The organism is Lysinibacillus sp. VIII_CA, assembly GCF_049943995.1.
In the GTDB taxonomy this organism is placed as follows: domain Bacteria; phylum Bacillota; class Bacilli; order Bacillales_A; family Planococcaceae; genus Lysinibacillus; species Lysinibacillus pinottii.
On the sequence record NZ_JBNFXM010000001.1, the window covers coordinates 197,046 to 213,544 of the forward strand.

Below are 16,499 nucleotides of genomic sequence, written 5' to 3' on the forward strand. Positions count from 1 at the left end.
ATTTTAACGCTTACCTTTAATATATGGTTGTCCACTTGCCTTAGGAGCATTCGCTTTACCGATAAAGCCTGCTAAAGCAAGGATTGTTAGCACATACGGTAAGATTTGTAAATAAACGGCTGGAACATTTTCGATGAAAGGAATTTGGTTCCCCGCAATACTTAATGTTTGTGCCAAACCGAAGAATAGGGCTGCACCTAGCGCACCAATTGGATGCCATTTCCCGAAAATCATGGCAGCGATCGCCATGAAGCCTTGACCAGCAATTGTTGCATGTGAGAAGTCATGTGTAATTGTTTGTGCATAGACAGCACCACCAAGTCCACCTAGAGCCCCAGAAATCATAACAGCAATATAACGCATTTTATTGACGTTAATCCCCATTGTATCTGCTGCCATTGGGTGCTCACCTACAGCGCGAAGGCGTAAGCCAAATGGAGTTTTATAAATAATAAACCAAGCACCAAATGCTACCACAAACGCCAGAATAGACGTACTGTAAACATCATGGAACAATAAACGACCAAAGAATGGGATGTCCTCTAAATAAGGAATTCCAAAACGGCGAATCGGTTGGTCAATCATATCTGTTTGACCTTTATCATAAATCATTTTTACTAAGAATACAGTAGCAGCTAAACCTAGTAAGTTAATAGCTACCCCTGATACCGTTTGATCAGCTCGGAAGGAAATAGAAGCAACGGCATGGAAAAGTGAGAAAATCGCACCAATTACAATAGCCGCTAGCATTGCTACCCAAACAGTTGCCGCACCTAATGATGAAGCAAATTCTAAATTAATAAATATACCAACAAAAGCACCAACAATCATTAAGCCCTCTAGCCCGATGTTGACAACACCAGAGCGTTCAGAGAATACCCCACCGATGGCTGTAAAAATCAAAGGTGTTGCATAAAGAATCGCTGAAGGGATGATGAAATATAACATTTCTAAAAAGCTCATGTTATTGTCCCTCCTTTTTCTTGCTCAGCTTCTGTAAGCCTACTCGAATAATATAGCCTGATGCTACGAAGAAGATAATTAACGCGATGATAATCGATACAATTTCTTCTGGAATACCGGCAGCATTTGGCATATTTAATGCACCATATTTTAATGAACCAAAAAGTGATGCCCCGAATACTACGCCAAGTGGTGTATTTGCACCAAGTAAGGCTACGGCGATACCATCGAACCCAATTCCTGTGAAGCCAGGTTTAATGGATGCGTTTTGGAACGTACCTAGAGCTTCCATCGCTCCCCCAAGACCCGCAAACATACCTGAAATAGTCATCGCTAAAATAATGTTTTTGTTAACACTCATACCCGCATAATCTGCAGCGTTTTTGTTGAACCCTACAGCTTTCAGCTCATATCCACGAGTTGTTTTTTCTAAAATGAACCACATAACTACAACCATTAATAGTGCAACAATGATCCCATAGTGAAGACTTGAGTTGTCTGTAAGCTCTCTTAAAAACGGAGAACGTAATGAAGCTGATTCATGAATACGTTCTGTTTTAAAGCTACCATCTGACAATTTTTTAATGACCGCGTTGGCAATATATAACGCAGTATAGTTAAGCATAATTGTCGCAATTACTTCATGCACTTTAAATTTCGCTTTTAAGAAACCTGCAATAAAGGCCCAAAATGCACCTGCTGCTGCTGCTGCAAGTAATGCCAATGGTAAATGAATGACTTTAGGTAGCTCAAATGCATAACCAACCCAAGCTGCAGCTAGCCAACCTAAAATAAGCTGACCTTCAACACCAATATTAAACAGCCCTGTACGGAAGGCAAACGCTACTGCAAGACCTGCCAATATATATGGTGTAATTTGACGAATTGTGTTCCCTATTGAGTATGAATCTCCAAATATACCTGTCCAAAGAGCGATATAACCTTGTACTGGGTCATAGCCACTGACTACCATGACGATAGCCCCTACAATTAAACCGATAATGATAGAGATGATAGGAACGAGTATATTAATGACACGATTTGACATTAGTCGTTCCCCTCCTTCGCATCATGCTTATTATTTTTTTTACTTTGGCCGGCCATTAATAAGCCAAGCTCTTGTTCTGTTGTTTCTTTAGGATTTAATTCATCCACAATTTGACCATCATAAATAACGGCAATGCGATCCGATACATTCATAACCTCATCTAATTCAAAGGAAATTAACAGAACGGCTTTTCCTTTATCGCGTTGCTCAATTAGACGCGAGTGAATAAATTCAATTGCCCCTACGTCCAGACCTCGTGTTGGTAGAGCGGCAATTAATAAATCAGGATTACGGTCAATTTCACGACCAATAATAGCTTTTTGTTGGTTACCACCAGATAATGCACGGGCAGGTGTCATTTCGCCATTCCCTGTACGCACGTCGTATTCTTTAATAATTTGATTAGCTTTCTCTGACACTTTTTTATAGTCCATGACAAAGCCTTTTGCTATAGGAGATTGGTAATACGTTTGTAGCGCAATATTATGACCAATTGGGAAATCTAACACTAGACCATGCTTATGACGGTCTTGCGGAATATGTCCAACACCTTCTTCTGTAATGCTACGCGGCTTCAAATTTGTAATATTTTTACCGTTTAGTTCGACAGTACCACTTTTAATTTTACGAAGACCTGTAATCGCCTCGATTAATTCTGATTGACCATTTCCATCAATACCTGCTATACCGACAATTTCACCTTTACGAACCTTTAAGTTCAGACCTTTTACCTTATCAATATCACGGTAATCCGTTACAACTAAGTCATGGATCGCAAGTACTTCATCAGTTGGATTCGCATCCGTTTTTTCTGTTTTAAATTCAACTTGTCGGCCAACCATCATTTCAGCTAGCTGATCAGGATTTGTGTCAGCGGTTACAACAGTGCCAATTCCTTCACCTTTACGGATAATCGTTACACGATCGGACACTTCCATAATTTCTTTTAGCTTGTGGGTAATCAAAATAATAGATTTTCCCTCCGCAATAAGACGACGCATAATTTGAATTAATTCCATAATCTCTTGTGGTGTTAAAGAGGCTGTTGGTTCATCAAAGATTAAAATTTCAGCACCACGATATAATGTTTTTAATATTTCAACACGTTGTTGCATACCAACAGTGATGTCTTCAATTTTAGCATTAGGATCAACATCCAAGCCATACTTCTCAGAAAGGGCTTGTACTTTTTTTGCTGCATCTTTTATATTGACAATACCCATTTTAGTTGGCTCGGAGCCTAAAATAATATTTTCTGTTACTGTAAAATTCTCTACCAACATAAAGTGCTGATGCACCATACCAATCCCTAAATCATTGGCAACATTTGGGTTTGTAATTTTCACAGCTTTCCCACGAACGCGAATTTCGCCACCCTCTGGTTGATACAAACCAAAAAGGACGTTCATCAAAGTCGATTTACCTGCACCATTCTCTCCAAGCAATGCATGGATTTCGCCTTGTTTCAGTTGGAGGGTGATATTATTATTCGCCACGAAATTACCGAATTCTTTCCGGATTCCTAGCATTTCAATCACATGTTCCAATATTGTCACTCCCTTAATAGGCACTTTTATAAAGTAATTCCGCCTTAGCGTTTAGTATCTGCCTCTACTATGACTGATGGCACAGATTAGCAATACATCCAGTATTCGAAATGTATATAAACTAGATGACCGTTAGAGCTTTTTTGCTACAGTTCACTAATTCTTTAGACCGCTTTCGTTACCAAAGGCTATCTTTTATTTACTGATTAATCCCACCTATAGAGGTAGGTGTTTTGCTAAATTAATACAGGAAAGGTCATCGTTAGAAACCTTTCTTCTATTAACTTGTTACCATCATTATGAAAATCATTAATACTACCTCTAAAAGGTTCATATAAATCTAGTTAAATAGAGAATTGCGAATAATCTAAATATAACGATAGATTGAAAAATCATCATAAGGTCCTTCTTAAAAGTCCCTTATGATGATCAAAAGATGAATTATTTTTCCACTTTTTCTGGAACTTTGATTTCACCCTTAGCAATTTTTTCTTTATATTCATCGATTACTTTTTGTACATCTTCTGGAATTGCACCGCGAGAATCTGCAAGTTTAACCCCATCTTCAGCTAAACCATAAACAAGTGTTTCTCCACCAGGGAAGTCACCGTTTTTCGCTCTGTTTGAAATATCTACTACTGCTGTGTTAACGCCTTTTAACATTGAAGTTAAAGTTACATTTGTTTTATCGTCTACTTTACCTTCTTCGTATTGGTCAGCATCTACACCGATTACCCATACATCCGCATTTGGATCTTTTGCTTTACGTTCTTTTGCTTCTGAGAATACACCATTACCAGTTGCCCCAGCAGCGTGGAAGATTACATCTACACCTGAAGAGTACATGCTGTTAGCAGTGATTTTTCCTAGATCTGCTTTATCAAATGCACCCGTATATTTTACTTGGATATCGATATCTGGATTTACTGCTTTAGCGCCTTCAACAAAACCAGCGTGGAAGCGGTTAATAACTGGAATATCTACGCCACCTACGAAGCCGATTTTACCTGATTTAGACATTTTTGCTGCAGCAACACCAGCTAAGAATGCACCTTCTTGCTCTTTGAACAGTACGTTTACTACGTTGTCTGCTTTAACTTCAGCATCAATCAATGCAAAGTGATTGTCTGGATTTTCAGCTGCTACTGCATCGATTGCATCAGCCATCATGAAACCGATACCATAAACTAAGTTAAAGTCACGACGTACTAAGTTGTTTAAGTTTGTTTCATAGTCAGCATCTGAAGCTGATTGTAGGTAGTCAAAGCCACCATCACCTTTTTTAAGACCGTGTTCTTTTCCGTAAGCTTGAACACCTTCCCATGCAGATTGGTTGAATGATTTGTCATCAACGCCACCTACGTCAGTAACCATTGCTACTGAAAATGATTCTTCTGATGTTTCTCCACCTGAAGCATTATCATTTTCTTTTGCAGGTTTTTCGTCTTTTGTACCACAAGCACCTAAAATTGCGCTTGCCGCTAATACTGATGTTAATACTAAACCAAATTTACGTTTTTTCATTTAATTAACCCCCCAAAGGTATTGTAATTAGCAGGAAAAAAATTTAGAAATGTTCTACACCCGTTTACGAACTACATGGAAGCTGAATTTATCAGCTCGGAAATAATTTTTTGAATAGAGCACTACTTGATCATGGTCATCGTAATGCAACTGCTTTAACACTAAAAGAGCTGTTTCACGTCCACAATTCAAAATCGGTGAAGCTTGTTCATGATACCCAACTGGATCAATATACGTAACCGCATAGGCAACATGAATTTTTCCAGATTGCTCAAGAGCAGAGAACAGTGAAACTTCTTTTTTTTCGACAAAGTCAGTAGGCAGGAAGCTTGCGGGTAGCTTGTCTATACAGTAAACTACTGGCTCACCATCCGCTGTTCTGACACGTTCAATTGTGAGTATTTTATCGTCGCCATCACATTGGAAGCGTTTTAAATCTTCCTCAGAAGGAATGTGCTCAGCCGCTTTTAAAAAACGCGAACCAGGCTCCATACCCGCTGCCTCGATCATAGAAGAAATGCTCGATAAATGCTCGATGCCTGATGTAAACAACGGCTTAGGGTTAACAAAAGTCCCAACCCCATGTCGGCGCACAATCACATTTTCCTCTTCCAACAGTCGAAGTGCTTCTCTAAGTGTTGCTCGACTGACTCCGAGTGATTTCGATAATTCAAATTCTGAAGGCAGCTTTTCATTTTCTTTAAAAATGCCAGCCTCAATGTCAGATTTTAAACGATCGATAACTTGAAGATAGAGATGACGATGATCTGCTTTAATAGTCACATATATCACCACCAAATCAGAGATCAGACATCTGATGTACAACATTCCTACTAATCGTTCATAAATATAACATTTTTGCAGAATGAAATAAACAGTTTTAAATAAAATCTGTTATAGAATTCATTCTTTCTTCAAAATCGTTGCAAATAATGGACAAAAATACAGGAAGGACCATCCATTTACTGTTTAATTGTCGTATTGATGAATAAGTACTTGACGAGGTTTACTGCCCTCAGGAGGCCCTACAATACCGCGTTGTTCCATCTGATCAACAATACGTGCAGCCCTTGAATAACCTATACGAAAGCGACGCTGAAGCATTGACACAGATGCTGTTTGCATACTGACAACTAATTGCACTGCTTCGTCATATAATTCATCGGTTTCCTCTAAAATTGTTTCTTCTTCAGTAGGAATCATCTCCTCTTGATACTGCGCCTTTTGCTGTTCTATAACAAAATTCACAACACCCTCCACCTCTTGATCCGATAAAAAGGCCCCCTGTACCCTTTTTGGTTTCGATGCACCGGCTGGTAAAAATAACATATCTCCGCGACCAAGTAATCGTTCTGCTCCGCCCATATCTAAAATCGTTCTCGAATCAATGGCTGAAGAAACCGCAAATGCAATTCTGGATGGAATATTAGCTTTAATGACACCTGTTAGAACATCTACACTAGGTCTTTGCGTTGCAATAATCAAATGGATTCCAGCTGCACGTGCCATTTGGGCTAAACGGGTAATTGAATCCTCCACATCACTAGATGCGACCATCATTAAATCTGCTAACTCATCTACAATGACTACAATGTAAGGTAGCTTTGGATGCTTTTCATCTGTTTGTTCATTGACCTTTTGAACATGATTATTATAGCCCTCAATATTTCGTGTTCCTGTATGTGAAAACAGGTCATATCGACGTTCCATTTCAGAAACCACTTTTTTCAAGGCTTGAGAAGCTTTTCGTGCATCTGTCACAACAGGCGCCAATAAATGGGGAATACCATTATAAACGTTTAATTCCACCATTTTCGGGTCAATCATCATCAGCTTTACCTCATGAGGTTTTGTACGCATTAGTATGGACACTACGATGCCATTTATACAGACACTTTTCCCACTACCTGTTGAACCCGCTACCAGTAAATGCGGCATTTTATTGAGCTCTGCAAGAACAGCTTGTCCCGTAATATCTCGTCCAAACGCTACTTGCAACAATGCTTCCGGCTTAGCGCCATCCTTCGATTCTAATACTTCTCGTAAAGTGACAATGGCAACCTCACTATTTGGCACTTCAATACCAATCGCCGATTTTCCAGGGATTGGTGCCTCCATACGGATATCCTTAGCAGCCAGTGCTAAAGCTAGATCATCTTGCAAATTAACAATTTTACTTACCTTGACACCAATATCAGGCAAAATTTCATATTTTGTAACAGCCGGCCCCAAATGAACTTGTGTCACCTTTGCCTTTACGCCAAAGCTTTGCAATGTTTGTTCGAGCTTTTTGGCATTCGCCTGGATAACGGAATATTCTCCACTTTGGTCATGTTGGGGTGGTAATTGTAATAGATTATAAGATGGAAGCTGGTAGTCTGCATTTTCTACAGTATCTGTCCCTTGCATATGGACCTCATCTATTGCTTCATCCTGTTCATGTTCCACTAAATCTGCCTGATCAAATATGGCTCTTTCCTGAGACACATTTTGTGTAAATGCAGAGATAATTGGCTCATGATGTATTTCTTCTTCTTGCTCAGGCATATCAGTAGTTTGATTGACCGCTGCAACCTCGTCCACACTTTCAGCTCTAGAACGACGATTGCTTGGCTTTTTAGGTGCATTTTTTTTCTTATCTCGATGTTTCTTTTTCCATTTACCAAATAAATCTGGCATTTTCTCTGCCAAATATGGCACCAATGCTTTCCCAGTCACCAAAATCAATCCGATAAAGAAAATAACCCAAGCAACAACCCTCGCCCCTGATGCTTCAAACAGTACATGAAGACCACTAAATAATAGGGCACCAATCATTCCACCACCAAGTGCATTACTGCGATGAATAATTCCCTCGGTATTGATTAAAATTCGCCATGATTCACGTAGAACCGAATCTGATAATAAGCCACCTGATTTTGATAATTGCTCAAATAAAATGCCATGACTAAAAATGGTTAAGCTCATAATAATAAGGAGCATACCCAAAATTAAGCGGTCTTTCATACCGACCTTTTTACGACCAATCATCATTAATAACGCCACGAATATTAGCATAAATGGAACCGCAAAATGTAAATTACCTAAAAGAAACATTGCGAATGTTTGTAGCGTACGTCCTATCATACCGTATTCAAAAATCATGATGACTGCCAGCGCAATTAAGAGCAGTCCTAGAATTTCATACATAAGGGGAGACATTTCTTTTTTTTCTGTTGTTGCTTTGCTTTTAGTAACCTTTTTTCTTTTACTAACTGCCATTTCTATCACCTTCTTCTGCAATCCATTTTATATATGTAGCGAATCATACCATGTAGAACTCTAACATTCCAAAAAAAGGATTTTCCACCGCAATTGGGAGAAAATCCTTTTCCATTTACTTTTCCTCAAAGCCTTGACGATGAGTCATTTGTATTAATATTCCATAATGATTGGGATAATCATTGGACGACGCTTTGTTTTCTGGAATAGGTACGTATTTAAAGTATCACGAATTTCTTGCTTAATATTCGTCCATTCAAATGTATCTTTCCCGACATATTTTTCAATGACAGTCCTTGCGATGTCCGATGCCTCGACCATTAACTCTTCTGATTCACGAACATATACAAAGCCGCGTGATAAAATTTCGGGACCAGATGCAATTTTCTTTTGGGCACGATTTAATGTAACGACCACAATGAAAATACCATCCTGTGATAATAATTTACGATCACGAAGAACAATATTCCCCACATCGCCAACACCGATCCCATCGATTAAGACATTACCAGCTTGTACACGTCCACTCATGCGCATTTTATTATTTTTATATTCGACAATATCCCCTTTATCAGCGATAAAGATTTGTGATTTTTGCATGCCTAGCTGTTGAGCTAATTTAGAGTGAGCAATCAGCATACGGTATTCCCCTTGAACAGGAATAAAATATTTTGGCTGCATTAAATTTAACATAAGCTTTAAATCTTCTTGACTACCATGACCTGATACGTGCACATTTTTGCTAGAAGTTAGAATTTCAGCACCAGCTTTAGAAATGGAGTTCATCGTATTAGCCATTTGCACTTCCATACCTGGTGAAGGTGTAAATGTAATTAAAACTGTATCACCTTGCTTAATTTTAATATCACGATGATGCTTACGTACGATTTTTTCTAGAGCGTCTAAAGGCTCCCCTTTATTACCTGTTGTAATAATGATAATTTCATCGTCTTGATATTTTTGCATTTCTGAAATTGGAATAATCGTATCTTCTTCTACTGTTAAATAGCCAAGCTGTACACCTAAATCTACAGCCTTTTCTAATGGTTTCCCGACAATCACTACTTTACGGAATGATTTTTGAGCTTGGGCAAATACTTGTTGAATTCTAATAAAATTCGATGCATAAACAGCTACTAAAATACGTCCCGGTGCTGAGTGGAATGTTTTTGATAATTGTTCTTCAATGACAATTTCCGATGTCGTATAACCTGGTCGTTCAGCTTCACAAGACTCAGATAATAGAATAAAGACGCCGTCTTCCCCTAACTGGGCCATTTTCGCTAAATCAGGTTTAAATTTACCTGTCGCCGATTGATCGAATTTGAACTCTCCTGTATGAACAATCGCGCCTTCAGATGTATGGAACACCACCCCTAACGAATCGGGAATACTATGTGTTGTGTGGAAGAATGTTACATACGTTGAGTTAAAATTCATACGACTACGATTTGTTACTTCAAAAAACTTTACCTGATGTGGTGCAGGTAATTCTTTCAAATGTTCCTTTGCTAGAGCAATTGTTAATTTTGAACCGTACACTGGTGCTTTTATTTTTTGCAATACATAGGCAATAGAGCCAATTGCATCTTCATGACCGTGTGTTAAGAATATACCTTTCACACGCTCTTTGTTTTCTTCTAAGTACGTAATATCAGGGATTACGATATCTATGCCTAGCATCTCGTCCTCTGGGAACATTAAGCCGCTATCTACTACAAATAGCTCTTCATCAATTTCTACTACGTACATTGCTTTTCCAATTTCGCCCACACCCCCAAGAGGGATGATTCGAATCAATTCATTTTTCTTTTTTGTCAATTTATTTCCTCCTAAAAAATATCCCGAACAGCAACCACTTAACATTTATTATACGGTTTGCTAAGCTTTTGCACAAATTAAAAATACATGTTTCACATCAGAAATATATTTTCTTATCTTTTTCTTATTACTAGTAGATGGAAATACAGATATTGGATTTCTATAGAAATAGAGTTATTAAAGTATTTTTGAGGATGCAATGTTATGAATTTCTCAACTAAAAAACGAGGCTGATTTGAATAATCAGCCTCGTCTATATTTATCTAAAACTTCTCGCTTTTTCTTGATACGTATCCCAAATTTTATCAAAATTTTCCTTCTCTTCATCTGTCATTTCCATCATTGGCAAACGAACATTGAGTGTATCAAAGCCTAGTTTTGTCATCGCATATTTAATAGGTGAAGGGTTTGGTTGAGCGAACAGCGCACGTACAAGAGGTAATAATGCTCGGTGAATTTTGGCTGCTAGCTTATGATTTCCTTCTTCAAACGCTTTAATCATTAATTGCATGTCATTGCCTACTACATGAGCAGCAACGGAAATAACGCCTGCCCCACCTATCGCCATTAGTGGCAATGTTAGGCCATCATCTCCACTGTATACTAAGAAATCATCATCTGGATCAACATTTTCGATAACATCGCCCATCTGATCTAAATTGCCGCTTGCTTCTTTAATCCAAGCGATGTTAGGAATCTTACTTAGTGCAACAGAAGTTTCATAGGCCACATTCACACCAGTACGCCCAGGGACATTATAGAGCATGACTGGTAGACTCGTTTGTTTAGCAATCGTTTCAAAGTGAGCAAAGATTCCACGTTGATTTGGCTTATTGTAGTAAGGAGCTACAAGCATTATGCCGTCTGCTCCATTTTCTTCTGCTTTATGAGTCATTGCTATAGAGTATGCTGTTTCATTGTCCCCTGTACCTGCAATAACTGGCACGCGACCAGCTACCTTTTCTACGGTAAAACGAACAACCTCTATTTTTTCTTCGGTGGACATAGTTGGATTTTCAGAAGTCGTACCACAAGCAACTATACAATCTGTACCATTGTCAATCAAATGATTAATAATACGTTCTAATTCTGGATAATTTATCGTGCCATCATCTTTGAACGGCGTAATCATAGCCGTTCCAATTCGACCTAAATTCATCCTTACACCCCTCTTATAGTAAGTTATCCTCAAGCATTGCTTCTGCAATTTGGATAGAGTTTAATGCAGCGCCTTTTAATAGATTGTCAGAAACGATCCATAGATGGAATCCTTTTTTGTTGTCTAAATCTTGACGGATACGTCCTACAAAAGTAGCGTCCTCCCCTTCTGCATAAATAGGCATTGGGTAAGTTTGTGTTGCAATATCATCTTGTAATACTACACCTGGTGCATTGCGTAATACGTCAAAAATCTCTTGGATTGATGTTTCTTTCTCTACCTCAATATAAACAGACTCTGAGTGACCTGAAACGACCGGCACACGAACGCAAGTAGCAGCAACTTTTAGCTCTGGTGCATGCATAATTTTTTTCGTCTCATTAATCATTTTCATTTCTTCGTATGTAAATCCATTATCTGTGAATTTATCAATTTGTGGAATGACATTACGAGCGATTGGGTAATGGCGCTTATCACTACCAGATGGTAAAATATTTGCTTCTACATCCCTACCTGCTTCCCAGTTTGCGCTTTGTGTTTTTAACTCTTGAATAGCAGAAATACCTGCACCTGAAACCGCCTGATACGTTGAAACCAGCACTTTTGTTAATCCAAATGCTTTACGAATTGGCTCAAGCGCAGCTACCATTTGAATTGTCGAGCAGTTTGGGTTTGCAATAATCCCTTTATGCTTCGCCAGGTCGCCTCGATTCACTTCAGGTACAACAAGTGGTACCTCTGGATCCATTCGGAAATGGCTCGTATTATCAATAACTACTGCACCTCGCTTTGCTGCTTCGGGTGCAAGCACAGCTGATACAGAACCACCAGCTGAGAATAAAGCGACATTGACGCCTTCAAAAGCTTCAGGTGTCGCTTCTTCAATTGTATATGTTTGACCATTAAACTCGATTGATTTCCCTGCTGAACGTGCAGAAGCTAGAAATTTAATGTTCCCTATTGGAAATTTACGTTTGATTAATTGCTCCATCATTTTTGAACCTACTGCTCCTGTTGCTCCAACAACCGCAACTGTTAACTGCTTTGTCATCTGTCATCTCTCCTTGAATACATGTTCCATAATGTGTGCTATTGTATCACAAAAATACTGAAAATTGTGTGTAATCTATGATTTATTTGAAATATTGTATCAACAGCGGTTGTAATTGCTTTTTCTGAGTAATTGCTGCATGAACAGTATCTACCATTCGGTCAAAATCAGCAATAAGGGAATTGGGTTTGGAATGAGGAGAGTCCTGACCAAATGGGATAAAATAAATATTTTTGGCATTTAACAACTTCATTATATTGATACCATTTAAGCCGAGTGCATCATTCGTTGAAATTCCTAAAACTACAGGTGATCCATTACGTAAAGTTGCCTTTGCTGCCATAAGTACAGGGCTATCTGTTGCCGCATTTGCAAACTTACTAATACTATTACCTGTCATTGGAGCAATCACCATAGCATCCAGTGGATTGGATGGGCCAAATGGCTCTGCTTCTTTTATTGAAGAAATAACTTTTTCTCCAGTTAAAGCTTCTATTTTTGCAATCCATTCCTCCCCTGTACCAAAGCGAGTTGCTGCATGTAAAACGGAATGGGTAATGATTGGTATAACTGTAGCACCTACATCCATAAAATTTTGAATTTTAGGTATGACATCTTCATACGTACAATGGGAAGCTGTAATACCTAGGCCAATTCGTTTCCCCGTTAACAATTTTCTTCCTCCTCTATGGCCTTGCACAGAATTTCAGCAGCATTATGTGCAAAGTATTTCCCAGGCAATGATGGCAACAGCACATATGTTTGAAGTTGCTCAGCATCTATATCTAAGCAGCCTGGCTCTGAGGCTAAATCATATAAAACTGCTGGAACATGATCTTTAAACGATTCTGTAATCCATTTAGCTGGAATGGTATTAATAAATGTACCTTCATTAATTGACCATAAACGATCATCTAAGTCCGTAGCTTTATAGCCATATGCTTTAGCTTCACTCACTTGTACAACCGAACGTGCAACAATATGAACATTAGCTCCCATCTTAACAAGTAAAGAAGCGAGCATTTTGGCGATACGTCCGAAACCTGCGATTGTAAAGTTTTGTCCGTAAATACATTTTTGCTCGAGTCCGTAAAACGTGGCGATAAACCCCTCTGCTGTTAATCTAGCATTTTGCCAAATAAACGATTCTTGTTGCAAGTAGCAAAGGGATTCATTTTTTTCTAGCAGATGCTTCCAATGCATAGTTAAACGACCTGTATAGAATTTAACCTGTGATATACCATATAGCTGTTCCACTTCTATTTTTAAAGGAAGGATAGGTAGAATAATTTTATTTGGTTGAAATTCTAAAACAAGCTTATTTAACTCCTCGTTCCAAACTGTCGTTCTTTTATAAAACACTGTTCTCGATGGACTTCTTAACATTGTTGCTAGTTCCTTTAATCTGGAGTCCTCACCGATAACGAGCCATTTTTCGTTTTCCAAAAGCTCACCTCACTGTAAATATTCTGACTGTACTGTAGATGTCTTGTTAAATAAAATTCGATCTTCACCAATTAATATAATTTCGTTCCAAGGGATCATTTCACTAACTTTCATTTTCTTTTTTTGGAAAGGTAATTTATCTTTGACAATTTCAAAACCATGTATTTTTCCTGTTTGCACATCTAATAGGCATTCTGTATGAGCCAGGATGCCAAAATGTACACCGCCCTCAATTTGAATTAACTCTTTATCCACCATCTCAGATAGTAGCATTCCTCATCTCCCTCCTTGAGCCGTTACCTCAATATATGCCGAGTTTTTGTAAATCGTGCCCCCTACCAAAAGTAGGAATATATTGCATTCACACTCCCTTCTGTATGTAGTGTATATACACAGATATGTGAGGTGAGGAGTTTGCATATCCAGTTAAGCAATGCCAGTGATAAGCCCATTTATGAGCAAATCACTATCCAGCTCAAAGAAGCCATTCTAGCCAATAAATTCTAAGCAGGTGATTCCCTACCATCCATTCGCGCTTTAGCTAAGGATTTAAAAATATGTGTAATGACTACAAACATGGCTATGCCGATCTAGAACAGGACGGCGGCTTTACTGAAACAGTCGCTGGGAAAGGTAGCTTGTTACAGAACGTAACCAGGATTTCCTACGTGAGGAGCTTTTGAGACAGGTAGAGGAACATGTACAGAAGGCCGTAAGATTAGCGAAAACAGTTGATTTATCAAATGAAGAATTACAAAATTTATTCACTTTCATGTTAGAGGGGGATCAGTAAGAATGTATGCCCTAGCAATCCATGAGTTACAAAAGGATTTGAAGGATTTTCACTAAAAGGTGTAAGTTTTCAGTACCTCCAGGAACGGTAATGTGCTTCGTTGTTAAAAAAGGAATATGGCGATTTATTAATTTTTAACAAAAATCTTGTCGAGCATGAACAATCGATAAAAAAAGACATTGGCGTGGTTTTGGACGAATTACATGCCCTGAAACGCTTATTGCGACTCGGCTCGACAATGAAAAAGGGATTAAATCATGGAATACAGATTATTACTTTGAACGATTTGCTGTTCAGTCATGACCTTTATCCGGTGTCCCCATTTGCGCTCGGATACTGTCTTGACAGTCGAAGCATATGTAGTTTCTTGATGTTTTGTTACATCTTTTTTAATTTCTTGGTCTGTACCTTTCTCTTCTTGTTCAGCATATCCTACCCGTGCAGGTGATAATGCAGGTGCTCCAACATATAGCTAATTTTCCACATTTTATATTTCCTCGTGAATGGTAATGATTTACAATATTGATTACATGCCTAATTGATACTATAAAAAAAGAGGTGTCTCCATAATCATTTGAGACACCTCTCTTAAGGCTTTACGATGAGGTAATTTTATTCACTTGGTCCAATAATTGAAATAGCTGGCTCTGCCTTCAAAATTTTAGCAATCAATCGATCCACTGAGGCCATAGATACAGCATCTATAGAAGCTAATACCTCGTCTACTGTACGATGTTTACGATGAACGAGCTCACTTGTACCATTACGATTCATACGTGCGCCAGTTCCCTCTAATCCAAGAACAAAGCTACCCTTCAGCTGCTCTTTTGCATTATCAAGCTCTTCTTCTGTGACGCCATCCGCAACAATATCGAGTAAAGTAGCATCAATAGTATGTTGTAGCTGCGCTAATTGTTGACGGCTAGTACTGCCGTATATGGTGAACGCCCCAACATCTGCATAACAGGACTGGTATGAGAAAATGGAATATGCTAGTCCTCTTTCCTCCCGTACTTCTTGAAACAATCGTGAGCTCATATTGCCACCAATAATATTATTTAACGCAATAAAGCTATACATATCAGGGTCCTTTACACCAATAGCTGGGTAGGAAATAGCTAGATGTGCTTGCTCAGTATCTCGAATTTTTGAGATTTCTCCAGGATGAAATGAGGGATTTGTCAGCACAGGTGCAATCGCAACAGAAGAAGGCTGATATTGTCCAAATAATCGTTCAATCGTTGCCATTAGTTGTGGTGAAATATTGCCCGCAATGGAAATAACTACAGACTCAGGACCATAATGCTTAGCCATGTAATGTCGAATCGCCTCTGCAGTAAATGTCTTTAAAGTAGCTGCACTGCCCAATATCGGACGGCCCAGTGCATCATTTGGATACATGACACTCCATAGCTTTTCATGTACATCATCGTCTGGAGCATCTTCACTCATTAAAATTTCCTCTAATACCACTTGCCGTTCTTTTTCTAATTCTTCTTCTGCAAATGTAGAATTAAAAAACATATCAGCCAAAATGGAGACTGCTAGCTCTGCATGATGATCTAAAACTTTTGCATAATAACATGTATTTTCTTTAGATGTAAAGGCATTTAATTCTCCTCCTATCCGATCAAATTCTTCCGCAATTTGACGAGCCGAACGAGTTGCTGTTCCTTTAAACAACATATGCTCTATAAAATGTGTAATACCGTTCTCTTCAGGTAGCTCATAGCGTGAACCCGCATTAACAAAAATACCCAAAGCGACTGATCTTACATGGTTAATTTGCTCTGACACAATACGAACACCGTTCTGACATGTATGTACTTGAACCAAAAAATCTCCCCCAACTGTATATTTCTTTATTATGAATAAACTATTTAAAA

At 38.5% G+C, this 16,499-nt stretch carries 13 protein-coding genes; all 13 read right to left on the reverse strand.

Annotated features, from left to right (window positions below; all coding sequences use genetic code 11):
• Window positions 1–3: 3 nt before the first annotated feature.
• The 13 genes from ACP3VS_RS01035 to ACP3VS_RS01095 all read right to left on the reverse strand — a co-directional run bounded on the left by ACP3VS_RS01035 (window position 4) and on the right by ACP3VS_RS01095 (window position 16,449).
• The gene (locus ACP3VS_RS01035) at window positions 4–963 is read right to left on the reverse strand and encodes an ABC transporter permease (protein ID WP_012293323.1); all 960 of its coding nucleotides are present in this window, start codon (window positions 961–963) and stop codon (window positions 4–6) included.
• A gap of 1 nt (window position 964) precedes the next feature.
• Window positions 965–2,011 carry an ABC transporter permease gene (locus ACP3VS_RS01040; RefSeq protein WP_012293322.1) on the reverse strand — a complete coding sequence of 349 codons (1,047 nt, stop codon included), beginning with the start codon at window positions 2,009–2,011 and terminating at the stop codon, window positions 965–967.
• Complete coding sequence (locus ACP3VS_RS01045; protein WP_031419011.1) at window positions 2,011–3,558, reverse strand: ABC transporter ATP-binding protein; 1,548 nt, start codon at window positions 3,556–3,558, stop codon at window positions 2,011–2,013. The genes ACP3VS_RS01040 and ACP3VS_RS01045 overlap by 1 nt, the downstream gene beginning before the upstream one ends.
• Window positions 3,559–3,999: 441 nt before the next feature.
• On the reverse strand, window positions 4,000–5,082 hold the full coding sequence (locus tag ACP3VS_RS01050) for a BMP family lipoprotein (protein ID WP_012293320.1): 1,083 nt from the start codon (window positions 5,080–5,082) through the stop codon (window positions 4,000–4,002).
• A 54-nt stretch (window positions 5,083–5,136) separates the two neighbouring features.
• The gene (locus ACP3VS_RS01055) at window positions 5,137–5,865 is read right to left on the reverse strand and encodes a GntR family transcriptional regulator (RefSeq protein ID WP_008178950.1); all 729 of its coding nucleotides are present in this window, start codon (window positions 5,863–5,865) and stop codon (window positions 5,137–5,139) included.
• Between the two features lie 186 nt (window positions 5,866–6,051).
• Window positions 6,052–8,343, reverse strand: coding sequence for an FtsK/SpoIIIE family DNA translocase (locus ACP3VS_RS01060; protein WP_031419009.1), 2,292 nt, complete (start codon window positions 8,341–8,343; stop codon window positions 6,052–6,054).
• Window positions 8,344–8,496: 153 nt separating this feature from the next.
• Window positions 8,497–10,164: a ribonuclease J gene (locus tag ACP3VS_RS01065; RefSeq protein WP_012293318.1), complete on the reverse strand. Its 1,668-nt coding sequence runs from the start codon at window positions 10,162–10,164 to the stop codon at window positions 8,497–8,499.
• Between the two features lie 259 nt (window positions 10,165–10,423).
• Entirely contained in the window at window positions 10,424–11,323 is a 900-nt protein-coding gene (gene dapA, locus ACP3VS_RS01070; protein WP_012293317.1) for a 4-hydroxy-tetrahydrodipicolinate synthase, read from the reverse strand.
• A 13-nt stretch (window positions 11,324–11,336) separates the two neighbouring features.
• Window positions 11,337–12,374, reverse strand: a complete 1,038-nt coding sequence (locus ACP3VS_RS01075; protein WP_012293316.1) for an aspartate-semialdehyde dehydrogenase — start codon at window positions 12,372–12,374, stop codon at window positions 11,337–11,339.
• A gap of 82 nt (window positions 12,375–12,456) precedes the next feature.
• Complete coding sequence (locus tag ACP3VS_RS01080) at window positions 12,457–13,047, reverse strand: dipicolinate synthase subunit B (protein WP_012293315.1); 591 nt, start codon at window positions 13,045–13,047, stop codon at window positions 12,457–12,459.
• Window positions 13,041–13,820, reverse strand: coding sequence for an NAD(P)-dependent oxidoreductase (locus tag ACP3VS_RS01085; protein WP_012293314.1), 780 nt, complete (start codon window positions 13,818–13,820; stop codon window positions 13,041–13,043). The genes ACP3VS_RS01080 and ACP3VS_RS01085 overlap by 7 nt, the downstream gene beginning before the upstream one ends.
• A 9-nt stretch (window positions 13,821–13,829) precedes the next feature.
• A complete protein-coding gene (locus tag ACP3VS_RS01090; protein WP_012293313.1) occupies window positions 13,830–14,093 on the reverse strand; it encodes a hypothetical protein in 264 nt (87 codons plus the stop codon).
• A 1,132-nt stretch (window positions 14,094–15,225) separates the two neighbouring features.
• On the reverse strand, window positions 15,226–16,449 hold the full coding sequence (locus ACP3VS_RS01095; RefSeq protein ID WP_426388303.1) for a M16 family metallopeptidase: 1,224 nt from the start codon (window positions 16,447–16,449) through the stop codon (window positions 15,226–15,228).
• Between the last annotated feature and the right edge of the window lie 50 nt (window positions 16,450–16,499).